General features: G+C 66.0%; 21 protein-coding genes and 1 pseudogene. 11 read left to right on the top strand and 11 right to left on the bottom strand.

Features of this window, described 5'->3' with window-relative positions:
* Window positions 1-34 precede the first annotated feature (34 nt).
* A complete protein-coding gene (locus ACWZHB_RS11395; protein WP_427907904.1) occupies window positions 35-2416 on the top strand; it encodes an ATP-binding cassette domain-containing protein in 2382 nt (793 codons plus the stop codon).
* A gap of 126 nt (window positions 2417-2542) precedes the next feature.
* Window positions 2543-2959, top strand: a complete 417-nt coding sequence (locus ACWZHB_RS11390; protein ID WP_427907903.1) for a GNAT family N-acetyltransferase — start codon at window positions 2543-2545, stop codon at window positions 2957-2959.
* Window positions 2960-3000: 41 nt separating this feature from the next.
* Here ACWZHB_RS11390 and ACWZHB_RS11385 read toward each other — a convergent pair whose 3' ends face one another.
* From ACWZHB_RS11385 to ACWZHB_RS11375, 3 genes are all read right to left on the bottom strand, one after another.
* The gene (locus tag ACWZHB_RS11385) at window positions 3001-4596 is read right to left on the bottom strand and encodes an alpha/beta hydrolase (RefSeq protein WP_427907902.1); all 1596 of its coding nucleotides are present in this window, start codon (window positions 4594-4596) and stop codon (window positions 3001-3003) included.
* Window positions 4597-4700: 104 nt separating this feature from the next.
* Entirely contained in the window at window positions 4701-5603 is a 903-nt protein-coding gene (locus tag ACWZHB_RS11380; protein WP_427907901.1) for an aminoglycoside phosphotransferase family protein, read from the bottom strand.
* 241 nt (window positions 5604-5844) lie between these two features.
* Window positions 5845-6444: a TetR/AcrR family transcriptional regulator gene (locus ACWZHB_RS11375; protein WP_427907900.1), complete on the bottom strand. Its 600-nt coding sequence runs from the start codon at window positions 6442-6444 to the stop codon at window positions 5845-5847.
* 79 nt (window positions 6445-6523) lie between these two features.
* Between ACWZHB_RS11375 and ACWZHB_RS11370 the strand changes: the two genes are divergently transcribed.
* The 3 genes from ACWZHB_RS11370 to ACWZHB_RS11360 all read left to right on the top strand — a co-directional run bounded on the left by ACWZHB_RS11370 (window position 6524) and on the right by ACWZHB_RS11360 (window position 10954).
* Window positions 6524-7819 (top strand): YhgE/Pip domain-containing protein, encoded by a 1296-nt coding sequence (locus tag ACWZHB_RS11370; RefSeq protein ID WP_427907899.1) that lies wholly within the window; start codon window positions 6524-6526, stop codon window positions 7817-7819.
* A 29-nt stretch (window positions 7820-7848) separates the two neighbouring features.
* Complete coding sequence (locus ACWZHB_RS11365; RefSeq protein ID WP_427907898.1) at window positions 7849-9663, top strand: AMP-dependent synthetase/ligase; 1815 nt, start codon at window positions 7849-7851, stop codon at window positions 9661-9663.
* Between the two features lie 133 nt (window positions 9664-9796).
* Window positions 9797-10954: a fatty acid desaturase family protein gene (locus ACWZHB_RS11360; protein WP_427907897.1), complete on the top strand. Its 1158-nt coding sequence runs from the start codon at window positions 9797-9799 to the stop codon at window positions 10952-10954.
* Between the two features lie 437 nt (window positions 10955-11391).
* Here ACWZHB_RS11360 and ACWZHB_RS11355 read toward each other — a convergent pair whose 3' ends face one another.
* Both ACWZHB_RS11355 and ACWZHB_RS11350 read right to left on the bottom strand, forming a co-directional pair.
* A complete protein-coding gene (locus ACWZHB_RS11355) occupies window positions 11392-11745 on the bottom strand; it encodes a hypothetical protein (protein WP_427907896.1) in 354 nt (117 codons plus the stop codon).
* Window positions 11746-11880: 135 nt separating this feature from the next.
* Complete coding sequence (locus ACWZHB_RS11350; RefSeq protein WP_427907895.1) at window positions 11881-12867, bottom strand: AraC family transcriptional regulator; 987 nt, start codon at window positions 12865-12867, stop codon at window positions 11881-11883.
* Window positions 12868-13140: 273 nt separating this feature from the next.
* On the opposite strand from ACWZHB_RS11350, the gene ACWZHB_RS11345 reads away from it, so the two are divergent.
* Window positions 13141-14391, top strand: a complete 1251-nt coding sequence (locus ACWZHB_RS11345; RefSeq protein WP_427907894.1) for an SGNH/GDSL hydrolase family protein — start codon at window positions 13141-13143, stop codon at window positions 14389-14391.
* A gap of 9 nt (window positions 14392-14400) precedes the next feature.
* On the opposite strand, the gene ACWZHB_RS11340 is transcribed toward ACWZHB_RS11345, so the two are convergent.
* Window positions 14401-14787 (bottom strand): beta-sandwich lipoprotein, encoded by a 387-nt coding sequence (locus ACWZHB_RS11340; protein ID WP_427907893.1) that lies wholly within the window; start codon window positions 14785-14787, stop codon window positions 14401-14403.
* 178 nt (window positions 14788-14965) lie between these two features.
* Here ACWZHB_RS11340 and ACWZHB_RS11335 point away from each other — a divergent pair, with 178 nt between their 5' ends.
* The 3 genes and pseudogenes from ACWZHB_RS11335 (at window position 14966) to ACWZHB_RS11325 (ending at window position 18421) form a co-directional block, all read left to right on the top strand.
* Window positions 14966-16444 carry an FAD-dependent oxidoreductase gene (locus tag ACWZHB_RS11335; protein WP_427907892.1) on the top strand — a complete coding sequence of 493 codons (1479 nt, stop codon included), beginning with the start codon at window positions 14966-14968 and terminating at the stop codon, window positions 16442-16444.
* Between the two features lie 55 nt (window positions 16445-16499).
* Window positions 16500-16754, top strand: a pseudogene (locus tag ACWZHB_RS11330) (nuclear transport factor 2 family protein); the annotation flags it as partial.
* A complete protein-coding gene (locus tag ACWZHB_RS11325; RefSeq protein WP_427907891.1) occupies window positions 16751-18421 on the top strand; it encodes an AMP-binding protein in 1671 nt (556 codons plus the stop codon). The pseudogene ACWZHB_RS11330 and the gene ACWZHB_RS11325, both read left to right, overlap by 4 nt.
* A gap of 20 nt (window positions 18422-18441) precedes the next feature.
* Here ACWZHB_RS11325 and ACWZHB_RS11320 read toward each other — a convergent pair whose 3' ends face one another.
* Together ACWZHB_RS11320 and ACWZHB_RS11315 are read right to left on the bottom strand one after the other, a co-directional pair.
* Entirely contained in the window at window positions 18442-19104 is a 663-nt protein-coding gene (locus tag ACWZHB_RS11320) for a TetR/AcrR family transcriptional regulator (protein WP_427907890.1), read from the bottom strand.
* A complete protein-coding gene (locus ACWZHB_RS11315) occupies window positions 19101-19421 on the bottom strand; it encodes a hypothetical protein (protein ID WP_427907889.1) in 321 nt (106 codons plus the stop codon). Before ACWZHB_RS11315 ends, ACWZHB_RS11320 begins: the two co-directional genes overlap by 4 nt.
* A 231-nt stretch (window positions 19422-19652) precedes the next feature.
* Here ACWZHB_RS11315 and ACWZHB_RS11310 point away from each other — a divergent pair, with 231 nt between their 5' ends.
* Window positions 19653-20837, top strand: coding sequence for an LLM class flavin-dependent oxidoreductase (locus tag ACWZHB_RS11310; protein WP_427907888.1), 1185 nt, complete (start codon window positions 19653-19655; stop codon window positions 20835-20837).
* Between the two features lie 2 nt (window positions 20838-20839).
* Entirely contained in the window at window positions 20840-21916 is a 1077-nt protein-coding gene (locus ACWZHB_RS11305) for an alcohol dehydrogenase catalytic domain-containing protein (RefSeq protein ID WP_427907887.1), read from the top strand.
* Window positions 21917-21964: 48 nt separating this feature from the next.
* On the opposite strand, the gene ACWZHB_RS11300 is transcribed toward ACWZHB_RS11305, so the two are convergent.
* The 3 genes from ACWZHB_RS11300 to ACWZHB_RS11290 form a co-directional block, all read right to left on the bottom strand.
* On the bottom strand, window positions 21965-22726 hold the full coding sequence (locus ACWZHB_RS11300) for a glucose 1-dehydrogenase (protein WP_427907886.1): 762 nt from the start codon (window positions 22724-22726) through the stop codon (window positions 21965-21967).
* On the bottom strand, window positions 22726-23229 hold the full coding sequence (locus ACWZHB_RS11295; protein ID WP_427907885.1) for a nuclear transport factor 2 family protein: 504 nt from the start codon (window positions 23227-23229) through the stop codon (window positions 22726-22728). Before ACWZHB_RS11295 ends, ACWZHB_RS11300 begins: the two co-directional genes overlap by 1 nt.
* 201 nt (window positions 23230-23430) lie before the next feature.
* On the bottom strand, window positions 23431-24618 hold the full coding sequence (locus ACWZHB_RS11290; RefSeq protein WP_427907884.1) for a PucR family transcriptional regulator: 1188 nt from the start codon (window positions 24616-24618) through the stop codon (window positions 23431-23433).
* Window positions 24619-24869 lie beyond the last annotated feature (251 nt).

The raw sequence follows: 24869 nt of genomic DNA, 5'->3' as shown, positions 1-24869 counted from the left end.
ATATCCGGCGATGTCGACTGATCGAGGGAGACCCATGAGCACGGCCAAGAAGACCGGCACGACCGTAGAACCTGCGGACAGCCACGATCTGATCCGCGTGCACGGCGCGCGCGTCAACAACCTGCGCGATGTGAGCATCGAAATCCCCAAGCGCAGGCTCACGGTCTTCACCGGTGTGTCCGGATCCGGCAAGAGCTCACTGGTCTTCGGCACCATCGCCGCCGAATCACAGCGCCTGATCAACGAGACCTACAGCGCGTTCGTGCAGGGCTTCATGCCCAGCCAATCGCGCCCCGACGTCGACGTGCTCGAGGGACTGACCACCGCCATCCTGGTCGATCAGTCCCGCCTGGGCGCGAACCCACGCTCCACCGTCGGCACCGTCACCGACGCCAACGCGATGCTGCGAATCCTGTTCAGCCGCCTCGGCGACCCGCACATCGGGTCCTCGCAGGCGTTCTCCTTCAACGTCGCCTCGATCAGCGGCGCCGGTGCGGTCGAAGTCGAGAAGCACGGTGTCACCGTCAAGGAACGCCGCAGCTTCTCCATCACCGGCGGCATGTGTCCCACCTGTGAGGGCAAGGGCCTCGTCAACGACATCGACCTCACCCAGCTCTACGACGAGAACAAGTCACTCGACGAGGGCCCGTTCACCATCCCCGGTTACAGCATGGACGGGTGGATGGGGCGAATCTACAAGGGCAGCGGCTTCTTCGACCCCGCCAAGCCGATCAAGAAGTACACCAAGAAGCAGCTCGCCGACCTCCTCTACAAGGAACCGACCAAGGTCAAGGTCGACGGCATCAACCTCACCTACGAGGGTCTGATCCCCAAGATCCGCAAGTCGATGCTGTCCAAGGACGTCGAAGCACTGCAGCCGCACGTGCGCGCCTTCGTCGAACGCGCCGTCACGTTCGGCACCTGCCCCGACTGCGACGGCACCCGGCTCTCGGCCGAAGCCCGCTCGTCGAAGATCAACGGCATCAGCATCGCCGACGCCTGCGCCATGCAGATCACCGACCTCGCCGAATGGGTCAAGGAGGTCGACGACCCGTCGGTGGCACCGCTGCTGGAATCGCTGCGCCAAACCCTGGACTCGTTCGTCGAGATCGGCCTCGGGTACCTGTCGCTGTCGCGCTCCTCGGGCACTCTGTCCGGTGGTGAAGCGCAGCGCGTCAAGATGATTCGCCATCTCGGCTCCTCCCTCACCGACGTCACCTACGTCTTCGACGAGCCGACCGCTGGCCTGCACCCGCACGACATCCAGCGGATGAACGGGCTGCTGCTGCGCCTGCGCGACAAGGGCAACACCGTGCTCGTCGTCGAGCACAAGCCCGAAACGATCGTCATCGCCGACCACATCGTCGACCTCGGCCCCGCCGCGGGCTCCAAGGGTGGCACCATCTGCTTCGAAGGCAGCGTCGCCGGGCTGCGTGCCAGCGACACCGTCACCGGCCGCCACTTCGACGACCGCGCCTCGGTCAAGGACACGGTGCGAAAGTCCAGCAGCGCCTTGCAGATTCGCGGCGCCACCGCCAACAACCTCGACAAAGTCGATGTCGACATCCCGCTGGGCATCCTGGTCGCGATCACCGGTGTCGCGGGCTCGGGTAAGAGCTCGCTGGTTCACGGTTCGATCCCGATCGACGAAGGCGTCATCAACATCGACCAGGCACCGATCAAGGGCTCGCGGCGCAGCAACCCCGCCACCTACACCGGCCTGCTCGACCACATCCGCAAAGCCTTCGCCAAGGCCACCGGCGCCAAACCCGCCCTGTTCAGCGCCAATTCCGAAGGGGCATGCCCGAACTGCAACGGTGCGGGCGTGGTCTACACCGACCTGGCGATGATGGCAGGCGTCTCCACCATGTGCGAGGTGTGCGAGGGCAAACGCTTCATGGCCGAAGTGCTCGAATACACCTTCGCGGGCAAGAACATCAGCGAAGTGCTCTCGATGCCCGTCGACGAAGCGCGCGAGTTCTTCGGCGAAGGCGAAGCCCGCACCCCCGCCGCCCACAAGATCCTCACCCACCTCGCCGAAGTCGGCCTCGGCTATCTGACCATCGGCCAGCCACTGACCACCCTGTCCGGCGGCGAACGCCAGCGCCTCAAGCTCGCCACCCACATGTCGGACAAGGGCGGGGTCTACATCCTCGACGAACCGACCACCGGGCTGCACCTGGCCGACGTCGAACAACTTCTCGGCCTGCTCGACCGCCTCGTCGAATCCGGCAAGTCCGTCATCGTCGTCGAACACCACCAGGCCGTGATGGCCCACGCCGACTGGATCATCGACCTCGGCCCCGGCGCGGGCCACGACGGCGGCCACATCGTCTTCGAAGGCACCCCCGCCGACCTGGTCCAGGCCCGCTCCACCCTCACCGGCGAACACCTCGCCACCTACGTCGGCGCCTGAGGATCGCTCGGCCGGCGCTCACTTCGAGCGCCGGCACGATCCGCCACATGTGTTGAGCGCTGCCAGGACCCGCTCGGCTAGCGTTGTCCTCGACAGCTCGGGAATCCGCCCGCCTATCCTGGACCGATGCTCGAGATCTCCACCGATCCCGCCGCCGTCGACCTCGACTGGGTTCACGACCGCCTGTCCACCGACGCGTACTGGGCACTCGGCCGCAGTCGCGAGCGCGTCGAACGCCTCGTGGAGAACTCGCTGCCCTACAGCGTGTTCCGCGACGGTTCGCAAATCGCTTTCGCACGCCTGGTCACCGACCGCACTACCTTCGCGTGGCTCGCCGACGTCTATGTGGACCGTTCCCAACGCGGAAAGGGCATCGGCGCATTCCTGCTCGACCGCATCATGGCCGACGTGGACGACTGGGGCTTACGTCGCATGGCCCTGGCAACCGGCGATGCCCACGACCTGTACCGCCGATACGGCTTCACCCCGCACCCGAAACCGGACCTGTGGATGGAGAAGAACTGGCCGTCCAACCCTGCCTGAATGCCACACCCGCCGAACTGCTGGGCTCTGCACCGCTTCAACTAGTTCATCACCTCGGCGAACGGCGCCTGCCCGAGCGCGCACGTCGTGCCGGGATCGGGCACCTCGAGGTCGATGAGATAACGCTGCCGAACGGTGGTGACACATTCACCGGTCGGCTCGTGGCCGTAACCGTCGGTCACCACCACCAACCGGGCCGTGCCCATCGCTTGTGCCGTGCGCCGCGCGGAGCTCTCCGGGGTCACCGGGTCGAAACGGTTGTTCAGCAGCAGGGCAGGTACGGAAGAGCGCTGAGCCCACGGTCCCGTGTAGCGCTGCGGGTAGCCGTCTTCGGGTGCATCCCACGTCGCACAGGGCTGGCGCAGGTAGAGCCAGAACGGTCCGAATACGGGAGCGTTCCGAGCGCTTTCGGCGGCGAATTCCGGCCACCGATGTGGTTGTCGGGCAAAGGAGTTGTCCGCGCACGAGATCGCGACGAACGAATCGAGGAAGCCGCCGGTCAGTCCGACCGCCGCCATGACATCGCGCACCACGTCAGGGTTTCCGGCAGCGCCGAGTTCCAGCTCGGTCAGCAGCGCGGCCAGCGCGGGCCATCCACGCCGCGGGTCGTACAACAGCATGGCGTGCGCCTGGACGATCTGGCTGTGCGTTGCCAAGACCGACTCGGGACCCTGCCCGACCTGAATCGGTGCCAAGGAGGACCGGTCGAGCAGCGCGGTGTCGCGGGCGCGAACTTGTGCCGAATCGTTGCCCGTACCGGCGAAACCGCACCGCGGCGCCCCGGCCTCGGCGCAGAGCCGGAGGAACTCGGCCAGCACCGCTTCGGTGCCCTGCGCGGTGTTCTCGATATCGGTCGGGGTGGCGTTCGTGTAGGACTCGGGGTCGACGATCGAGGAAAGCTGCAGTGCCCGAACACGTTCCGGGAACATCGAGCCGTACACGATGCCGAGGTAGCTGGCGTAGGAACCACCCTCGTAGGTCAGCTTCGGGTCGCCGACGGCTCGCCGCAGCAGGTCGAGATCGCGGGCCGCGTCGGCGGTGGTCAGGTGGTCGATCAACTCGCCGCCGTGTTCGGCGCAACCCGCGGCGAGGCGGCGACTGCTGTCCTCGGTGGCTCGTTGTTGCGCCACATCAGTGGGCGGAACGATCATGTCATCCCAGAATGCTTGCTGTGCAGCCGAATTCGGAAAGCACCGGACAGGGGCGCTGCGCCCGATGCCACGCTGATCGAAGGTGACCACATCGAAGCGCCGACTCAGCTCGCCCGGGAACATCTCGCTGTCAGCGGCCCACCCGATCCCCGAGTTCCCCGGCCCGCCCGCCGCGGTGAACAGGGTTCCGATCCGGCGTGCCGGATCGAGTGCGCGCTGACGGACAACGGCGAGCTCGATGGTCGGCCCGTCGAGGCGGGTGTAGTCGAGCGGAACCGACACCCTCGCACACTCGTATCGCCGCAGCTTGTCCTCCGAGCACGGCACCCACTCGACCCGGGGCGTGGGCACGGCATCGGCCTGGGCAACCAGTTCCTCGACGCCGATGGATGCCGGCGCCGCCCTCTCGTCTGTCCCCACGCAGCCGCTGACGATCAACGACAGACCGACGAGAACGCCGCACCAGCGGGATTTCGGAGTAGCCATGCCCACGATGATGCGGACGCGACCAGCCGGTGTCGTCCCCCTTTCGTAGGAGGCGAACCCTGAGAATCAGTCCGGCAGCCTGGGGCCCGTCGGCCACGATCACCTCACAACAGAATGCCGGCCAGCTGATCGGTCGCTCGGATCAACCAGTCGGGATCGCCATGACGCCGGCCCCAGAGCGCAGCTTTGACCGCCCGCACCTGCGCCCACCCGCGGGCACGATCGCGGTCGATCTCCGCCGCCTCGCAATACAAGTCGAGTCCGCGACGAATACCCGCGGCCGGATCGGGTGCGAACAGTACAGGCGCGAACCGGTAGCTGCGGATAACGGTGATCGCGTCGTACGCGGGGTCGCCGACATACCCCTTCGGGTCGATCGCGAGCCAGGGCTCACGCTCTCCTGCCAGCACATTCGCATCATGGAGGTCACCGTGGACGAGCGTCTGCGGCTGATCAGGACCGAGGTCGCGCAAGGTCTCGACCGCGGCATCCAGCACACGACGGGGGAGTGGGTCGCCCAATTCTACGGCGGTCGTGCAGATCTCGTCAGTCCAGTCGGCTACCACGTCGCTCAAACGCGGTAGCCCGGCCGGAGCATCGACGGCCAGGCGATGTGACAGTCGGCCGAGTATGCCAACGGCCTCGTCGAAGTCGGAGACCTCAGCCAGAGTGCCGCGTGCTGTGCGTTCCAGCAGCATCGCGAAGCGTTCGTCGTCTCGTGCGAACAATCGCACGGCACCCCGCCCGTTCCAGGCTGCGAACGCGTCGGGCTCGAACACGTTGCCCAGGTGCGGAAAAGAGATCTTGACGACCGCGGGCGGCAGGTCCAGATGTCGCACCGGTAGGACGATCCCTACATTGCCGTGCATGATCGGCCCGTCGGGCGTGCACGACCACCGTTGCAGTAGCTCATCCGCCAGCCGGGGCAGTGCCGCGATCCACGCCCGCCCGGGTTCACCTTCGCGACTGATCGTCTCGTGGGCGAACACCTCTGGAATGTCGATCATGATCCGACCCTAGGCGTGCACCTCAGGCCGCGGCCACTACTGCACCCACCGCGGTGCGCTCGCCGCACTGGCACCGCTGAGTCGCGTACTCACCGCCACCCCGTGCCGGTCGCAGCCGCAGAGGTCGACAACTACCGTGCCCTCTTCCCGTACAGCAACCGACCGACCCAGCCGCGCAACGGCCGACCGGTGTCCTCGCCGGACCCAACTGGGCATCCGGCAGGGTCGATGCGCGGATTCGTCAGCTGGGGGAGGGCCGGGGGAACAGACCCAGGGTCAGGTGTCGGACCAGGTCGTCGAGTAGTTGTTCGGAGTCGTAGTCGGCGGTGTAGCCGGAACCGACGAAGGTGGCCAGGCCCTGAAGGGCGGCCAAGGCGGTGACGCCCAAGCGTTTCGGGTCGCCCGCGACGATCTCGCCGGCAGCTTGACCCTCGGCAATCAGGGCGATCGGGACCGCGAAGGCGCGGTCGACGGCTTGCTGGATGTCGGCGGAGGTGGAGTTGTGCCTGCGCGCGAACATCAGCGGCAAGAGCTCGAGGTTGTCGACGGCGAACCTCAGGTAGGCGTAGGCGACTGTCTGCAGACGTGCGGTGATGGGTCCTTCGATCACGGCTTGTTCGAAGCAGGCGCCGAGGCGTTCGAGCCCGGTGACGGCGAGTGCGTCGAGCAGCGCCTGCTTGTCGCGGAAATGCCTGCTCGGCGCCGCATGGCTGACACCGGTGTCGCGGGCAAGCTGACGCAGGGACAGCCCGTCCACACCGGCCTCGCGCAGTGTCGCCTCGGCGCGCGTCAGTAGCGCGGCGCGGAGGTCTCCGTGGTGGTAGGGGGTGTGCAGGGACATGGTACGAGCAGGATATCCGACGACCATCCGAATGTTTGCGTTGACTACTTTGTTGTCGCTGACTACATTGACGATTGCCATGACTGACAACACCGCGCCCACCCGCACACAGCGCAGCATGCCGATCCGTGAATGGCTGGCCCCGATCACCCTGGTCACCATCCTGGCGGCGCTCCTGGGCACCATGTACCTCGGCTACACCGCCGACCCCGAGAAGCACCTGCACGACTTCCCGATCGCCCTGGTCAACCAGGACGTCGGCGACACAGTCGGCGGTAAACCCACCAATATCGGCGAACAGATCACCTCGGCACTGAGCGACAACATCCCCGCCGACAAAATCGACCTGCGCCCCCTCGGCATCAACGAGGCTCAGCAACAGCTGCAGAACGGCGAGGTGTACGGCGCCATCGTCATCCCCGGCGACTTCACCAAGCGCGTCGCCATCCTCGGCGCCGCCTCGATCGTCCCCGGCCAGGTCGAGCAGCCGATCATCTCCGTGCTCACCAACCCGCGGGCGGGCACCCTCGCCGCACAGATCATGAACACCGTCGCCGACCAGGCCATGACCCAGGTGAACAGCACCGTCGGTGCCCAACTCGGTGAGCAGGTCCGCGCCACGGCAGGCGCCACACCGCTCAGCGGCGCGGCGCAACTGCAACTCGCCGAGCCGATCGACGTCGTGGTCACCGCCTACCACCCGCTCCCCGAAGGCACCGGCCAAGGCCTCGCTGCGTTCTTCTACACCCTCGTCCTGCTGATCGTCGGATTCAGCGGCGCGATGATGATCAATTCACTCGTCGACGCCTCACTCGGCTACATCCCCGCCGAATACGGCCCGTGGCACAAGGCCACCGCGCCTGCCCCGATCAGCCGGTGGCACACGCTGCTCGTCAAATGGGGGATAGCCGCGATCAGCGCCCCACTCGCATCGGCGGCGTTCCTCGGTGTCGGCACAGTGCTGGACATGGCTATCGAGCGACCGCTGATGCTGTTTCTCTATGGCACACTGGCGATCGCCGCCATCGCGGTCACCGCCCTGTCGGTGATGGCCGCCTTCGGCACGGCAGGCCTGATGATCAACCTCATCGTGTTCGTGGTGCTCGGAATCCCGTCGTCCTCGGGCACCATCCCGCTCGAAGCGACCCCGCGCTGGATCGCCGACATGGCCACGTTCGAACCCATGCACCAGATCTACCTGGCCGTGCGCGCCATCCTGTTCTTCGACGGACACCTCCAAGCCGGGATGGCACAGGGACTGTGGATGACCCTCGCCGGCCTGGCGATCGGCCTGATCCTCGGCGCCGTCGCCACCAACACCTACGACCTGCGTGGCATGCAGCGCCTCGGCATCGAACACGCCCCCGCGCAGTAACTGATCAATCCATGTGGAAGGGCCCTGTGATGCACGAGTTCGAAACCCCGGCTTCCTACACGATTCCGGAACACGCGAACAACTCCGACAGTGTGTTCCTGCACGCCGAGAACTCGCCCCGCACAGTGCTGTTCAACGTCACGAACGGCAGCGGCGGCCTCACCGACGTCACCGCTGCCGAGTTCGCGCGAACGGTCACCGACGTGGCCAAGGGCCTCATCGCCTCGGGCATCGAACCCGGCGACCGAGTCGCCATCATGGCGCCCACCCGGTACGAGTGGGTCGTGCTCGACCACGCGATCTGGGCCACCGGCGGTTGCACCGTCGCCATCTACGACAGCTCCGCCGCGGAACAGGCCAAGTGGATCCTGCAGGACTCCGCGACGAAACTGCTCATCGTCGACAGCGACAAGCACCGCCGAATCATCGAGGAGATCGACGACCGCGCCCTGCCCGACCTGCGCGAAATCCTGCAGATCGACAAGGGCAGCGTCGAGGAACTGACCACGCGCGGCGCCCATCTCGACGACGAGGCCGTCCACACCCGCCGCGCCGAGGTGGGCGCGAGCTCCCCGGCGACCTTGATCTACACCTCCGGCACCACCGGCCGCCCCAAAGGCGTGATCCTCACTCACGGGAACCTCTACGCCGAGTCGAAATCCGACCGTATCGCGCTGGGGGAGTTCGTCACCCAGGGCAACAAGACACTGATGTTCCTGCCACTGGCCCACGTCTTCGCGCGTGCCGTGACCCTGGCCGCACTCGACGCCAAGGTTGTCGTCGCCTTCAGCTCCGACTGGTCCACGCTCGTCGACCAGTTCGGCAGCTTCCGCCCGCATTTCATCCTCGCGGTGCCGCGCGTGTTCGAGAAGGTCTTCAACGGCGCGAAGCAGCAGGCGCATGCCGGCGGTAAGGGAAAGATCTTCGACCTGGCCACCGAGACCGCCGTCGCCTGGAGCGAATCACTGGACAGCGGCGGCCCGGGTGTAGGCCTCAGGCTGCGCCACGCCCTGTTCGACAAGCTCGTCTACGGCAAGCTCCGGCTCGCGCTCGGCGGACGGTGTGAAGCGGCGGTATCGGGTGGTGGACCGCTCGGTGCGCGGCTCGGCCACTTCTTCCGCGGGGTCGGCATCCCCATCTACGAGGGCTACGGACTCACCGAGACCACCGCGGCGATCACCGTGAACACCCCGACCGATACCCGGGTCGGCACCGTCGGCCGCCCGACCGAAGGCCACGCCGTGAAGATCGCCGACGACGGCGAGCTGATGTTGCGCGGACCGGTCGTATTCCACGAATACTGGGGCAATCCCCAGGCCACCGAAAACGCCTTCACCGACGGCTGGTTCGCGACCGGCGACCTCGGCAGCATCGACCGCGACGGCTACCTCACCATCACCGGCCGTAAGAAGGAAATCATCGTCACCGCAGGCGGAAAGAACGTCTCGCCGGGAATGATGGAGGACTCGCTGCGCGCGCACCCGCTGATCAGCCAGGCGATGGTGGTCGGTGACGGACGCCCGTTCGTCGGTGCCCTGATCACCCTCGACCCCGAAGCGCTGCCGGCATGGAAGAAGAGCCACAACCTACCCGCCGATACCTCGAACGAGGCTCTGATCGAGAATCCGGACCTCACCGCGGAGATCGATGCGGCCCTCACCGACACCAACAAGCAGGTATCGCATGCCGAGGCGATCAAGAAGGTCCGTATTCTGCCGGTCGACTGGACCGAAGCGACCGGCGAACTGACGCCGAAAATGTCGCTCAAGCGAGCAGAGGTCATGAAGAAGTACGCCACCGAGGTGGACAAGATCTACGAACCCGCAGCGTCCGGTAGTCACTGACACCCAATTCCGGACGCCTGCCTGTTACGTCTAACTAAATACCGCATTCCGCTCCGAATCAGCCCCTCGAGTTCGTACTGTCACCTGGACCGCGCCCGGCGCGCGGCACCAGAACAGAGGTTGAACAAAGCAGATGGCTATATCTGACGTCGAGGCGTACACACATCTCTCGCCGACCGACATCGAAGAGTTCGGGCAGCGCCTGGACGCGTTGCGTGGGCAGATCGAATCCAGTTTGGGTGAGCGCGACGCGAAATACATCAAGACCGTCATCCGCGTTCAGCGGGCCTGCGAGATAGCGGCCAGACTGGTCCTGCTCGACTCCGGTCGAAAAGGCAGTTGGTGGTGGGGGACAGGGCTGCTCACCTTGTCGAAGGTGCTCGAGAACATGGAGATCGGGCACAATGTCATGCACGGACAGTGGGATTGGATGAATGATCCGGAAATCCACTCCACCACGTGGGAATGGGATCATTCCATGCCCGCCGCGCACTGGAAAGAGGCGCATAATTACCGCCACCACGTTTATACGAACGTGCTCGGGCTCGACCCCGACGAAGGCTACGGACTGCTCCGGATCACCCGGGACCGACGCTGGCGTCCCTACCACCTGGGCAACTTCGTCTACCTCGTGCCGGTATCGCTGCTGTACGAGCTGGGTATGTGCGTGTACCACCTGGAGATACCACGCGTGCTGGCGGGCAAGAAGGATAAGAAGGCCTTCCTGAAAGCCCGTGACGAAATCGTTCAGAAGGCAGGCAAACAGCTGCTCAAGGACTACGTCGTCTTCCCCGCGATGTCAGGGCGAAACTGGAAATCGACGGTCCGCGCGAACATCACCGCCAATCTCACCAAGAACGTGTGGGAACAGATCATCACCTTCTGCGGGCATTTCCCCGACGGTGCGGAGAAATTCACCAAGCGCGATATCGAGGGCGAGACAAGAGGTGAATGGTATTTGCGCCAATATCTGGGCAGTGCGAATATCGAAGTCGGTCCCCTGATGCGGATACTTTGCGGCACGCTCAGTCATCAGATCGAACATCACTTGTTCCCGGATCTGCCGAGCAATCGCCTCCCCGAAATCCAACGTGAAGTTCGCAAACTCGCGGCCGAATATCGCCTGCCGTACACCACTGGCAGCCTGGTCCGCCAATACGCACTGACATTGCGTACCATCGCAAAACTCTCACTGCCCGACAAGTACCTCACCGCCGACGCCGACAACGCACCGGAAACCAGCTCCGAAAAAGCTACCGAATCCCGCCGCCTCGTCCCAGTCCCCGCCTGATGGTCACCGTGCACCGCATTGCCGGCGTAAAGGCAATGCGGTGCACCATCCAGACACTCCCGATAGTTTCGTCACAGTGACGAACTGGGGTCGGGGAAGTGGGAGGGGGAGTGTCAACCTCCAGGGGCCCGATCCGGTTTGCCGAGGACGCAGGCCCAAATTTGCCCGATCAGTACATTCAGTACGAGCGGTCATCAATCGACCAATCCGAGAATTGCCCGGTTTTCGTGAATTTCCCCGAGCGTCCCAAAGATGTCGTTGGTCGAGTACGTAAGGCGACAGAGCGTGCAAACGGCAGCGTGGACAGAGCAGCAGTGAACGCTGGTCGGCACGCCGTGCAGCTCGGCAAGCACTGCAAACACGTGCAAAACCCCTCCTGACGGGCCGCCTTCAAACGCCGATAATGCACATTATGTCAACTAACCCTGGTCGATCGGTCAGCGGGGCGTCAGCGTGATGGCGCCGATCTCCAGTCCACCGAAGTACGCCGGGCCCCTGTACCCGCCGTGTCCGTCGCTGATCAGTACGACTCGGTGGCCGGGAAACAGGTCCACGTAACCACCGTCGGGCGTCGAATGAATTGGGTAACGACCTATCAGAACCAGTTCCCCGCCCTCGACGCGCGCGTCGCGTTGCAGGAGCACGACGCCGCCCGACCACGTCGTGGACGTGTAGGGGCCGGGTTCGACGTCGGCGACTGCTTGACCGGCCGCGCCGAAAAGCGTGGTGGCACCAACGGCCGCGGCGATCGCAGCAGTCCGAACTATCGCTGGTCTGGCGCGTGTGGACATCATCGACTCCTGTCCCCCCGGGTTATCAACTTTACGCCTGCCAACTCCCGTTTGAACTGATCCGCTCGGGTTCACGGATCAGCGGCAAGCACTGCAGTGAGACCTTCTTGTAGGTCTTTGACGAAGCACTCGGCCTCAATTGGATGGGTAACCATGCCAGCGATACGCGGCACGGCGCAGCGACCTGGCGTCGCTGTATCCGATCCTGGCTGCGACGGAATGCGTGGTCAGATCGCTGTCGTGGAGTAGCCTCGCGGTCGTTTCCCGGCGGAGGTTATCGACTTCGGCACGCCAGGTAGTGCCGTGTTCGGCGAGCCGACGCTGCAGGGTTCGCGGTGCGATCGCGAGCATTGCCGCGACGGTGGACAGGCTGACATCGTTGTCGCGCATAGCCTTTCCCAGCTCGTTTCGGAATCTGTCATGCCACGTAGGCGCAGCAGTTGCTGTGCTCATGGCCAGATCGGCGTACTGGCGCAGAACCGCACCGAGACCGGGCCGCGGATCGGGCAGCGCGGCGGCGAGATCGGTAGTGAGGAAGGTGACCGCATTGACATCCGCGTCGAAGTCGAGGTTCCGGGTGTCGAGCAGGTCGACACGGGAACGCGGTGCACCGTGGGCGAATTGAGCGCGCACGGGAACGATCCATCTGCCGGTTGCGCGACGGAGGTGGTTCAGAACCAAGCTGACAACGAATTCCTGCAGCACAGCCTGGACATCCGGTTCGTATTCGGTGAGAGTCGCGTGCCGGACGATGGTCATGCCGCCGTCTTCGATCAGCTCGAGCGCCTCGCGCCGTGGGTCGGCGATGGTCGGGAAGTAGTGGCAGGCATCGCGCAGGCCGTCCACCGCGGTTTCGCCGCCGCCGAACAGCTGGGTCCACAGGCCGAGGCCCTCATCGGGTAGCGAGGTGAGGAGATGCCGGGCAGTCCCGCTGCCGATGGCATCGGAGGGCAGTGACATCCACAGCTCGTCGCAGACCGAGGTCGGCAACCGGATGAGGTCGTTGGTGAGCTCGTCGTGCGATAGGTCGGTCGTGGTGCTCAGGCGTGGTTCCCGGCCGTGCACGCGAACGCCCGCTGTCAGCAACCGGATGATCCGGGTCGACACAGTCCCTTCGAGCACTTGCCGAGGTTAGTCGGTCAGATCGATTCTCCCCCAATCGAATATTCGCGGATGCGCGCGGTTGGCGCGTTCGGTCCGCTGGGCGGCGCGTTCGGTCCGCCGCGCGCCCGCCGCTCGGGCCTAGCGTTTTCTGCAGGGCGTAGGGCCTCCGAAGGAGTGAGGCACACCCTCCGAATTAATGGGAATACAGTTCCATTAGTACGTGTTGAAGGAGATAGTCCCCAGCGTTGGGGTTCCACAGGCTCATCGATTGGGCTGTTGAGAGGATAGAAAATGCTGCACAACACTGCGCGTATCCGGCTTGCCGCAGCTGCCGCCGTTGCCGTACTCGGTGCGCTCGCTGCCTGCTCCACCGCCGAACCGGCACCGGGATGGGACACCGGGTGGATGGCTGCCCCGCAGTTGCCCAGCATCGGATTCGAGCCGAACTGGGCCCAGGACGGTTTCGACAACCACACCGTGCGTCAGGTGGTCCGGGTGACCGACGGTGGCACCGCCGCCAGGATCACGTTGTCCAACCAATACGGCACCGCGCCGCTACGCGTGGACAACGTCACGATCGGGCGGATTGCCGAAGGCGCGGAGGTGGAACCGAATTCCCTGCGGCAGTTGACCTTCGACGGCGACGCGGCCACCGCGATCCCCGCCGGCGCGACCCTGACCAGCGATGTCGTCGACCTCGATCTCGATGCAATGGATTCGGCGGCGGTCACCCTCTACCTGCCGGAACGCACCGGCCCGGCCACCTTTCACTCGCAGGCCTATGCCACCACGTATCGCGCCGCGGGCGACCACGCTGCCGACCCGTCAGCTGGGTCGTTCACCGAATCGACGCACTCCTGGTACTACCTGACCGACGTTCAAGTGTCGGGCGACGCTGTCGACGAGGGCGGCACCGTCGTCACGATGGGCGACTCGATCACCGACGGATACGGGTCCGGCTACGACGCCAACACCCGATACCCGGACTGGCTCGCGCAGCGGCTCGCCGACGCGGGCACCCCAAGGCCGGTCCTGAACGCGGGTATCGGCGGCAATCTGATCCTCAACGACTCGTCCTGGTTCGGTGAGGCCGCAGTTCGCCGATTCGAACGGGACGTGCTGACCAAGCCCGACGTCACCAGCGTGATCGTCTTCGGCGGCCTCAACGACATCGGCTTCTCCGAAATCGATCTGCCGACCTACAAGCCGAATCCGCAGGTCTCGGTGGCGCAACTGATCGCTGGTCACCGGGAATTGATCGCCGCCGCGCACCGGGCCGGGATCCGGGTCACCGGCGCGACGCTGCTGCCGATGAAGGGCGCCGAGTACTACAACGACGTCTCGGCGGCGAAGATCCGGGAGTTCAACCAGTGGATGCGAACCAGCGGGGAATACGACGCGGTGGTCGATTTCCACGCCGCGGTCGCTGATCCGGTGGATCCCGAAGCCCTGAATCCGGTCTTCGATTCCGGCGACCACAAGCACCCCAACGCGGCCGGCTACCGCGCCATGGCGGACAAGATCGACCTGGCGACCCTCTGAAGATCGAGCTCAGGGGCGGTCGACGTCAGGGATGATCGTCTCGGGCTTGAAGATCACCTTGTACTGGTAGCGGCTCACCTCGGCGGGCTCGAGCTGTTCGACGAAGTAGCTCACGTTGTCGGAGAGTCCGAGAAAGTGCTTCTTGTACTCGTTGTCACCGGTTTTGCACGTGACTTCGAGTTGGTTGTTCTCGTCTTTGATCGAGCATTTGCCCTCGATGGAGAGCAGGTACTTGTCGGTGATCCCGTTGAAGAACACCACGCGACGGTCGATTTTGAACTGATCCGATTCTTTGGACAGGTTCTCGGAGACCACGTCGGCGTCGCTCGAGCACCCGGCCAGTGCTGTGACAGCCGCGGCCAGGGCCGCGGCGACAGCGATGAGCTTCTTGTTCATTCCCCCACCTCAGTTCGTCGTGCTTCTGACCATCATGAACGTCCGCCGTCGAGACCGCCACCGTCCGAGGGAATCCCGCTGGTCCCCTCGGGCGGTGGTCTCCCGGTGGGTGGACACTCCCCCGTCCGGTATGTGCGAAAACTTCTAGCGTGCCCTAACACAGCGGATGGGAGTTGGAATGAGCACACATACGGTGGCGCCGGTCGATGCGGGCGATGTCGACCATGTCGACTACGAGACCGACGTTCTGATCATCGGTTACGGGTGTGCGGGTGCGGCCGCGGCGCTCGAGTCGGCGGCCGCGGGCGCTGAGGTCATCGTCCTGGAGAAGCTGGGTGGTGGGGGTGGGTCGTCGGCGCTGTCCGGGGGGGAGATGTATCTGGGCGGCGGCACCGAGATCCAGCAGGCATGCGGGTTCGAGGACACCGCACAGGACATGGAAGCGTTCCTGCTTGCCGCGCTGGGACCGGATGCCGATAAGGAGAAGGTCGGGCTCTACAGCCGCGGGAGCGCACGCCACTACCAGTGGCTCGTCGACCACGGTGTTCCGTTCAAACCCTCGCTGTGGGACTCCCCCACCTGGGTGCCGCCCACCGACGACGGTCTGATGTGGATGGGCGAAAAGGCTTGGCCCTTCGCGGATCTCGCGAAGCCGTCGCCGCGTGGACACCGGGTCACCTCCGACGGGTTCGGTGGCAAGGTGCTGATGCAGAAGTTGTTCGAGGCTGTCGCCGCGACCAGTGTCGCGGTGCACACCGATACCAATGCGATCCGGCTCGTCACCGACGCCGGACGTGTTGTCGGGGTCGTCGCCAAGCAGTTCGGCAGGTATTACACCTATCGCGCTCGACGTGGTGTCGTCCTGACGACGGGCGGTTTCGCCGACAATGCCGCGATGGTGGCCCAGCACGCTCCACAACTGGTGGGGCTCGGCGTCAACAGTGACGGCGGCGACGACGGGCGCGGCATCGTGATGGCGCAGGCCGCGGGCGCCGCGGTGCGGCACATGTCCGCCGCTCAGGTCGGGATCTCGCTGATTCCGGGCATGATGGTGCGCGGCATGATCGTCGACGATATCGGCAGGCGTTTCATCAACGAGGATGTCTATCCCGGGCTCGTCGGCCAGGCCGCGCTGTTCAAGCACGGCTTGAAGGTGTGGGTGATCCTGGACGAGCAGGCCTACGAGGAAGTGCCGGAGAACGAACGGTGGGGTGTGCAGCCGCATTTCGTGGCGGAGACCCTGGACGATCTGGAACAGCAGATCGGTATGCCACCCGGTGCGCTGCAGACGACGGTCGCCGAATACAACCGGTTCGCGGCCGACGGGCAGGACCCCTACTTCCACAAGGACGCGCAGTGGCTGCGGCCGCTGCGGTCGCCGTTCGCCGCGATCGATGTTCAGCGCGGCATCGCCCCGCCCGAGTACGGCGAAGCGGGGCGCGGCGGTGCGGAGGTGTTCACCATCGGCGGATTGCACACCACGGTCGACGGCAACGTCCTCGACTTGGACGGTGCGCCGATCCCGGGCCTGTTCGCCGCGGGCAGGGCCACGTCGGGCCTGCACTCGTGGGGTTACATCAGCGGTACGTCCCTCGGTGACGGCACGTTCTTCGGCCGTCGCGCCGGCGTCGCCGCCGCACAATCCGGTCCGTCCTGAGTTGAGCCGGCCGCGCGACCCCTTGATGCTGTGCTGGTGGCCCGGTTGCGGCACTCGCAGCAATGTGCGCGAGTACGAGCTGGATCGGCTGGTCGTCGACGATCATTGTGTGGTGACCGTGGGTTTCCTGAAACAGATCTATCCGGGTGCGTATGCCGCGCAGATCGGTGTCCCCGTCGACGATCCGGCTGCCGATTATCTGGTGGTGTTCCGTCAGCTGCTGCTGTGGCCGATCGATGCCGAGGTCCGCACATCGACCTTCGGCGAATCGCCGCGCGAGTACATCGAACTCGTGCATCCGGGCGCATGAGCGTGGACGGAATCGCGGGCGTGCGCCGGGCGGATATCGCGACCATGCTGCTGGATCGGGTCGGCGACCAGCAACTCGGGTTGCGCACTCGCGACACCGACTGGACCTGGGACGCGGTTGTCCGGGAGTCGGCTGCCCGTGCGGAGCTGGCCCGCACGCTGCGCCGGGACGGCCCGTTCCACATCGGGGTGCTGTTGGACAATGTGCCCGACTTCGTCTTCTGGCTGGGCGCGGCGGCGTTGTCCGGTGCGACGGTGGCGGGTCTCAACCCGACCCGGGGCGACGCGCAGCTGGCCGCCGATGTTCGGTATGTGGACTGTCAGCTGATCGTCACCGATGCCGCGGGGATGGCGCGTCTGCGACAGTTGGATCTCGGTCTCGGTGAGGATCGGTTCCTGCTCGTCGACGATCCCGGCTACGTCGCCCGGCTCGATGCCTGCCGCGTGCAACCGTCGGCAGTGGCCGGTCCGGACGCGTTACTGCTGTTGCTGTTCACCTCCGGCACCACCGGTACGTCGAAGGCGGTGCGGTGTACCCAGCGCCGCCTTGCGGTGGTCGCGTACGCGGCGGCGGCGAAGTTCGGGCATGTCCGCGACGATGTGGATTACTGCTGTATGCCGCTGTTTCACGGCAATGCCATCATGGCGTTGTGGGCGCCCGCGTTGTCGGTCGGCGCGACGGTGTGCCTGACCCCGAAATTCTCGGCGTCGCAATTTCTTCCGGATGTTCGGTACTTCGGCGCGACCTTCTTCACCTACGTCGGTAAGGCGCTGGGGTATCTGCTTGCCACGCCCGAAGACTCGACGGATTCCGATAATCCGCTCGTGCGCGGGTTCGGCACCGAGGCGTCGGTGGCCGATCAGGACGAGTTCCGCCGTCGCTTCGACGCGAAGCTGTTCGAGGGGTACGGCTCCAGCGAGGGTCCGAACCTGGCTGTCCTCGACCCGGCCGCGCCGCCCGCCGCTCTCGGCAGGCCCGCGCATCCCGGTGTGGCGGTGGTGCATCCGGATTCGCTGCGCGAGTGTGCGCGGGCCGAACTAGACGAGCACGGCCGGGTTCGCAATCCCGACGAGGCCATCGGGGAGATGATCGACAAGGCAGGCGCGTTGGCGTTCGAGGGCTACTACAAGAACGAGGTCGCCGATGCGGACCGTCTCCGCAACGGCTGGTACTGGACCGGGGATCTCGGCTACATCGATACCGCCGGATACCTGTATTTCGCCGGCCGCAAGGGCGATTGGATCCGGGTGGACGGTGAGAACACCTCGGCGCTGATGATCGAACAGGTGCTGCGCCGTCATCCCGGTGTCATCGCGGCCGCGGTGTTCGGGGTTCCCGATCCGCGCTCGGGTGATCAGGTCATGGCCGCTGTCGAGGTCACCGATCCGGTCGGCTTCGATGTCGAGGCGTTCACCGAATTCCTCTGTGCGCAGTCGGATCTCGGCAGTAAAGGTCTCCCCCGGCTGCTGCGTGTCTCGGCGAATCTGCCGGTGACGGGGTCGAACAAGGTGCTCAAACGTGAACTGCAGGAACAGGCTTGGCGCACCGGGGAACCAGTTTATCGGTGGGTGGGGCGTGGCCGACCGGTCTACGGTCGCATGACCGAGGCGGACCGGCAGAGGTTGGAGTCGGAGTTCGCCGCGCACGGCAGGCAGCGAATGCTGTGATCTTCTGTCCGCGCGAGACCTCAGGTCAGTAGGCGGATCAGGCCACCTGCCAGGTAGGTGACCTGGTCGTCGAAGAACTGGTCCAGGTCGTCGGCGGTGGGGACCGCGCCGCGCCGGTGGTTCCATTCGTCTGCTCGGCTCAATGCCTGGAGGAAGACCATGAGCGCGGTCGCCCAGCGCTGTTCGAGCCGGACGGGGTCGGTGTCGGGAAAGGCGCGGCGGACCTGGTGCAACAGGACCGCGCGCAGGTCCTGTTCGGCGGCGTCGAGCGCGGGATGGTTCTGTGCCGACATCTGGGCGACGATAGCGATCCAGCGCAGGCCGCGGGTGCGATGGCGGGACAGCAGTTCCCGATACGGGTCGGTGACGGCGTCGACGAGCTCGTCGACGGTCGGTGGCTGCTCGCGGTCGGCCAGCGCGTCCACGTCGGCGCGAATACGGTCGCGCACACCGGTTCCGAGGTCCAGCAGCACCGCGGCCAGCAGGTCGTCTTTCGTGCCGAAGTGGTAGTTGACCGAGGCGGGGCCCAGTCCGGCGGCGGCGTTGACCGCCCGGACCGAGACCGCGTCGACGCCGTGTGTGGCGAAGAGTCGTTCGGCGGTCTTCACCAGACGAGCGCGGGTCGCGTTTCCCTGGCGATTGGCGCTGGGGGTCGTCGGATTCGCGTCGACCGTGTCTGTCACAGCGACTGCCATCGGCAGTGTGCGCGGACGCTCAACCCGGACTCGTCGAACCAGCCTTGGGCCAGGGCATAGTCGAGCATGGCGGTGAATCGCTCCCGCCACGTCAGGTCCGAGCCGAAGTGGTCGCCGAGTTCGTCTTCCAGGCGCTGCGTGCTCAGCCACACGTGGGTGCCGTCGAACTCGCCCCAGCCGAGGAGCACATCCGGTAGCCGAACGGTCTGCGGCTCCGCGCGGACGAGCACCGACAGCGAGTCGAAGTCCGCGGATTCCGCCAGCGTGACCGGTGGCTCCCGTCGCGGGTCGATGTCGAGAAACATGGTCGGGACTCCTCGCGAATCGGCGCTGATGACCGCCGGAAAATCGGATCAGGTGATCCAATCATCGACACCTGATCCTGCCGATGTCAACACTGGGGACTGCTGTTTCCTCGGTGGATTGCGTGTCTCCCGCTGAACGGGACGCCCACTTCTGGATCAGGTGATCCAAGTCGAAGCTGAGGACGACGCCGTGAGCCCGCTCACCGCACCGTTTCGATGAGGAGACGCACCATGTGGAGCCCCAGTTCGATCAGATTCGGCGCCTTCCTGGCCCCGTATCACCCACTCGACGCCGACCCAGCCTTGCAGCTGCGTCGCGATCTCGACCTGATGGAGCACCTCGACCATCTCGGTTTCGAGGAAGCGTGGATGGGTGAGCACCATTCGACCGGCGCCGAGATCGTGCCGGCGCCGGATCTGTTCATCGCCGCGGCGGCCGAACGCACCCACCGCATCCGGTTCGGCACCGGGGTGGTGTCGCTGCCGTACCATCACCCGCTGGTCACCGTCGACCGCATCACCCAACTCGACCTGCAGACCCGCGGCCGGGTCATCTTCGGTACCGGGCCGGGCAAAATTCCGCTCGACGCCCACATGATGGGCATCAACCCGTCCGACCAGCGCCGTCGCCAAGGCGAAGCGCTCGAGGCGATCCTGCGGCTGCTTCGCGGCGAGGTCGTCGATATGCAGACGGACTGGTTCACGCTGCGTGATGCCCGTGCCCAGCTGCCCACGTATGACCCGGCAGGTATCGAGGTGGCCACCGCCTCCACCATCTCGCCGAACGGGTCGGTACTTGCGGGCACGCACGGACTGTCGCTGCTGTCGCTGGCGGCCGGTTCACCCACCGGTTTCGCCGCGCTCGACCGTAATTGGGGCGTGTACGAGAAGACCTGCGTCGAGCACGGCCATCTCGCCGATCGGGCGAACTGGCGACTGGTCACCCCGATGTTCCTGGCCGATACGCGCGCCGAGGCCGAGCGCGCGGTCTCGCGCAGGATCGGGTCCATGGCGGCCTACGTCAACCGGCAGACGGGGCAGCGGCCGGAGTGGGCGCAGACGTCCCACGGCATTGTCGAGCAGTGGCGCAATGACACGCTCGGTGAGTTCGGGCAGGCCATCATCGGCACCCCGGACGAGGCCATCGCGCAGATCCAGCGATTGATCGACAAGACCGGCGGTTTCGGCACATTGCTGGTCCTGCACGTGGACATGGCCGATTGGGAGGACACCAAACGCAGCTACGAGCTGTTCGCCTCCGAGGTCGTCCCCCATTTCAAGAATCGCAATGCCGGCCGCCAGGCCAGCCTCCAGTTCGCCGAGGACAACCGCGAGCTGCTGATCGGTCAGCTGGTCACCGCGATCACCAAGGCCCACACCGACTACTACGGCACCGACGCCGTGACGGGAGCATGACCATGCGTGCTGCGCGATTCCTCGACGGCGAGTTCACCGTCGGCGATGTGCCCGACCTGCCCCCGGCCGGGCCCGGCCAGGTTCGCATCGCGGTGGCCGCCTGCGGCATCTGCGGCAGCGACCTGTCGGTGTCCAAAGACGCCTGCCGGTTCGTCGACGTCGCCCAGGCGGGTGGCTATCCGCTGGCCTGCTTCGACGCCGAGCGGCCGGTGGTCCTCGGGCACGAGTATGCCGGGGTGATCACCGAACTCGGTGCGGGCGTTACCGAGTTCGCGGTGGGCGACCGGGTCGCGGGCGTCGGGCTGGCCACCGATGCCGCCACCGGAATCCCCACCATCATCGGCTATTCCAACACCTATCACGGGGCGTTCGGTGAGGCGATCGTCGTCGACGCCTACTGGGTGCGCAAAGTCCCCGACGGTCTGCGGCTGGATCACGCCACCCTCGCCGAACCGCTGCACGTGGGTGAGATGCATGTCCAGCAGTCGGGGCTCACCGGCGCGGACTCGGCACTGGTGATCGGTTGTGGCACCATCGGTTTGGGCGCCATCGTCGCGGCGAAGGCCCGCGGCGCGAAGACGGTGATCGCTTCTGAGCCCTCGCCTCGACGCCGGGAACTGGCCGCGCTCATGGGCGCTGACATCGTCGTCGACCCCACCGTGCAGAACCCCATCGAGGTGTGGAATGCCCTGATCGCCGATGGGAACTCCGTCGTCGGCGCGGCCGAGAACGGAATCCTGATCGCTTACGAATGCAGCGGTCGCGCCGGGATTCTGAACGAGCTCACCCACCAGATGCCGTTCAATTCGCGTATCCAGGTGCTCGCCGCCGGGTTCACGGCCGAGACCATTACGCCGGTCGTGCCCCAATTCCGGCGCATCGCCATCAATTTCGGGCACGGGCCGTACGAGGATGCCTACGACATCACGCTGCGGCGACTGTCGGACGGGTCGATCGATGCGGAGGCGCTCATCACCGGCCGCGTCGACCTCGACGGTGTCGCTGACGCTTTCACGACCCTGCGTACCCCGCAGGAACACGTGAAGATCATCGTTCGGCCCGGTCTCTCGGCGGACTGATCCCCCGGCTGCGTGGCTCCCGCACACCGGGAGCCACGGAGGCGGCGACTACCCGTGCAGGTCGACGACCGGTGGCCCTGCGGTCCATCCGCCGTCGACGGCGATCTCGGCGCCGGTCGTGTAGGTCGCCGCGTCGCTGAGCAGGTACGTCACCACACCGGCCAGTTCCTCGGGACGGCCCACCCTGCCCATCGGCGCGTTCGGGAACCCGCCCTCCGCCGTGCTGATGCCGGTCGGCGCGGTCATCGGCGTGAGCACCATGCCGGGGTGAACGGAGTTCACCCGGATTCGATCGCGCGCGAGCTCGACCGCGGCGACCTTGGTGAGCCCGCGCACGCCCCACTTGGCAGCGCCGTAGGCACCGGTGTGCGCGAGGCCGACCAGTCCGGCAGCCGAGGAGATGTTGACGATGGAGCCACCCCCCGCTGCCCGCAGTGCGGGGACCACCGCGTGGATGCCGATGTTCACCGCCACCAGATTCACCTGGATCACCCGCTGAAAGGTCTCGAGCGGTTCCTCCACCAGCGGCACACCCGATGCGGTCATCCCGGCATTGTTGACCAGTCCGGTCAACGACCCGAAGGCGTCGACCGCGGTGTCGACCGCGTGCTGCCACGCCGCGGGATCGGTGACATCGAGGTGCGCGAACCGGGCGCGCTCGCCCAGCTCGTGCGCGACGGCCGCGCCGTCCTCGTCCAACAGGTCACCGATCACGACACTGCCGCCCGCGGCCACGATCCCGCGGGCGAAGGCCGCCCCGAGACCGCGCGCACCACCGGTGACCAGAACGACTTTCCCTGAAAGTTCCATCACAGACCCGCCGACTGTGAGATTCCGGCGTCACCGAGTGGGCGGGTGATCGCCCACAGCTGGTGGAACGTGCAGGTCGCGATCTTCCAGCGACCGTCTTCCACCCGGTATTCGTCGGCGTACTCGCCGGTCGCGACGGTTTCGGTGCCTTCGATCAGGTTGACCTGGCGGAAGCGCAGCGTCCATCGGCCGCTCGCGGTGCCGTCCTCGCGCACGGTGATGTCGGGGTGCATGCCGTGATGCATGTCGAGGATCACGTGCTTGCCGTCCACCAGCTGCAGGGCGATCGACGCGAAGACCGCGGCCATGCCGTCGGCATCCATCGCGCCGAGCTCGCCGTAGTCCAGCGCCGAGCCGACCGCGACGAAACAGTCGCGGAAGCCCACCGGGTCCTTGGCGTCACAGGCGCGGAAGTAGCGGTGCTTGAGCGCGGTGATCGATTCGATCGCCGCCAGCCGCGCGAGGTGGCGGGCCGGGTCGTCGGAGTGCGCGGGTGCGGACATGAAGCTCCTTCGTCGAAATGACCGGTGCGCGTCACCGTACGGCCGAGGCGATGTCGGTGCTCGCTGGTCTTCCCGCTCATCGGGAACGCCCGACCTACTCCGCAGCGTCCCAGGCTGCCCGCGAGGAGGATCTCCGACAGCGGCGAGCAGGCGATCCGATGCGTCGCCGGTGCCTGTGCGGGCTGCACAAACCACCGGGACTCAGATCGGCCGGGTCAGGACGTGGCGGTACCAGCGGCAGATTCCCAGGGCGAAGCGCAGCTCGAAGGTGTTGGCGTCCAGGGTGATTCCGTATCGGCCGGTGATCCGCTGGATGCGGTACTGGACGGTGTTGCGGTGGACGTCGAGGATGCGGGCGGTGCGCGAGTAGCTGGCTCCCTCGGCGAGGAAGACGTCGAGGGTGTTGCGCAGCATCGCCATCTTGGTTCCCTCGGTGGCCAGCGGGCCGAGGGTGCGGCGGACGAGGTCGGCCAGTTCGCCGGGGTCGTCGGAGAGGAGAGCGAAGGGTGCGATGGTGTCGTAGTCGATGACGGTGGGTGCGGACTCTCCCGCCGACACCGCCAGCGCTTTGGCCCGTGCCGCGCTGCGGGCCGTGCGCCGAAATCCCTGTAGCCCTTCGCCGATCGTGCCGAGCGCGACCCGCACCGGTAGCCCGGATGCCGCGATCTCGGCGGTGAGTTCGTCCAGCGTGTATTCCGCGGCGGGAAACCAGATGCACAGGGCGCGGTCTCCCGCGGCGGTCACCAGTTCGCTGGGTATCGCCGCGGACAACAGGCTTCGCGTCTGCTCGAGCACCCGCACGGCATCGGTGCCGGTCGCCCATACTTCGACCGCGCGGTGGCGCTGATCGATGCGGTAGTCGAGCGCTTTCCCGGCCGCCACGGTATCGACATCGTCGGAGTCGAGCAGCCGCGCGATCCACTGCTGCCGCGCCGCCTGCCTGCTGCTGAGCCACCGATCCCGTTCCGCCTCGTAGATCCGGCCCATCGACGAATTGAGCCGGTCGAGATAGGTCCCCGCGAACCTGAGCAGCTCCGCGATCCGCGCGGCCTGGTCGGGTCCGGGAACCGCGAGAACCAACCCGATCGCCGCGTCGAGGATCCGGTACTGCCCCAGCCCGTAGGCGCGCAGCAGAATCGTCAGCGGCACACCGCGCCTGGCCAGGCGCTGAGCGTAGGCGGCGGCACCGGGGGGCGGGGCGACGGTGGCGGGGTCGATATTGTTCGCCAGTACGTACTGCACCGCGGCGATGTTCTCCGCGATGCTGGCCGCCCGCATCTCGGTCAGGTCGGCGGCGATGTCGTTGAGCGGAATCATCTGTTCGGTCACCCGGATGAGGTCCGCGGTGATGGCGTCGACCCGCGGCCCGAGCGCTTGACCGACCCACACCAATGATCCGTATGCCGCCAAGACCGCTTCCGTCCGTTGCCCAAAAACCCTCGACAGTATTGTGCCATCAGCACAAATTTCGGGGGAAATCGGTCGCGACCTGGTTGAACAAACCGTTCGTGTGGTCGTGACACCGTGACATGTGATGTCATGGTCGCCGAACGCCCCGATATCGACTCCTTCATGCTTGTTCGACACTGGTCCGCCCCGGTAGACCGAATCCGACACAGGGTTCGTGGGTCATCGCAGAG

It is taken from the genome of Nocardia sp. FBN12 (assembly GCF_054031145.1).
The sequence above is the reverse complement of the archived record's forward strand: the minus strand, read 5'-3'. Positions and strand labels throughout refer to the sequence as shown.

Bases quoted from the DNA above. Each gene is read 5' to 3' on its own strand.
- ACWZHB_RS11345 (WP_427907894.1), top strand. From the start codon at position 13,141: ATGCTGCACAACACTGCGCGTATCCGGCTTGCCGCAGCTGCCGCCGTT.
- ACWZHB_RS11300 (WP_427907886.1), bottom strand. From the start codon at position 22,726: ATGGAACTTTCAGGGAAAGTCGTTCTGGTCACCGGTGGTGCGCGCGGT.
- ACWZHB_RS11325 (WP_427907891.1), top strand. From the start codon at position 16,751: ATGAGCGTGGACGGAATCGCGGGCGTGCGCCGGGCGGATATCGCGACC.
- ACWZHB_RS11305 (WP_427907887.1), top strand. From the start codon at position 20,840: ATGCGTGCTGCGCGATTCCTCGACGGCGAGTTCACCGTCGGCGATGTG.
- ACWZHB_RS11310 (WP_427907888.1), top strand. From the start codon at position 19,653: ATGTGGAGCCCCAGTTCGATCAGATTCGGCGCCTTCCTGGCCCCGTAT.
- ACWZHB_RS11355 (WP_427907896.1), bottom strand. From the start codon at position 11,745: ATGTCCACACGCGCCAGACCAGCGATAGTTCGGACTGCTGCGATCGCC.
- ACWZHB_RS11370 (WP_427907899.1), top strand. From the start codon at position 6,524: ATGACTGACAACACCGCGCCCACCCGCACACAGCGCAGCATGCCGATC.
- ACWZHB_RS11385 (WP_427907902.1), bottom strand. From the start codon at position 4,596: ATGGCTACTCCGAAATCCCGCTGGTGCGGCGTTCTCGTCGGTCTGTCG.
- ACWZHB_RS11315 (WP_427907889.1), bottom strand. From the start codon at position 19,421: ATGTTTCTCGACATCGACCCGCGACGGGAGCCACCGGTCACGCTGGCG.
- ACWZHB_RS11395 (WP_427907904.1), top strand. From the start codon at position 35: ATGAGCACGGCCAAGAAGACCGGCACGACCGTAGAACCTGCGGACAGC.
- ACWZHB_RS11360 (WP_427907897.1), top strand. From the start codon at position 9,797: ATGGCTATATCTGACGTCGAGGCGTACACACATCTCTCGCCGACCGAC.
- ACWZHB_RS11375 (WP_427907900.1), bottom strand. From the start codon at position 6,444: ATGTCCCTGCACACCCCCTACCACCACGGAGACCTCCGCGCCGCGCTA.
- ACWZHB_RS11365 (WP_427907898.1), top strand. From the start codon at position 7,849: ATGCACGAGTTCGAAACCCCGGCTTCCTACACGATTCCGGAACACGCG.
- ACWZHB_RS11390 (WP_427907903.1), top strand. From the start codon at position 2,543: ATGCTCGAGATCTCCACCGATCCCGCCGCCGTCGACCTCGACTGGGTT.
- ACWZHB_RS11335 (WP_427907892.1), top strand. From the start codon at position 14,966: ATGAGCACACATACGGTGGCGCCGGTCGATGCGGGCGATGTCGACCAT.
- ACWZHB_RS11340 (WP_427907893.1), bottom strand. From the start codon at position 14,787: ATGAACAAGAAGCTCATCGCTGTCGCCGCGGCCCTGGCCGCGGCTGTC.
- ACWZHB_RS11380 (WP_427907901.1), bottom strand. From the start codon at position 5,603: ATGATCGACATTCCAGAGGTGTTCGCCCACGAGACGATCAGTCGCGAA.
- ACWZHB_RS11295 (WP_427907885.1), bottom strand. From the start codon at position 23,229: ATGTCCGCACCCGCGCACTCCGACGACCCGGCCCGCCACCTCGCGCGG.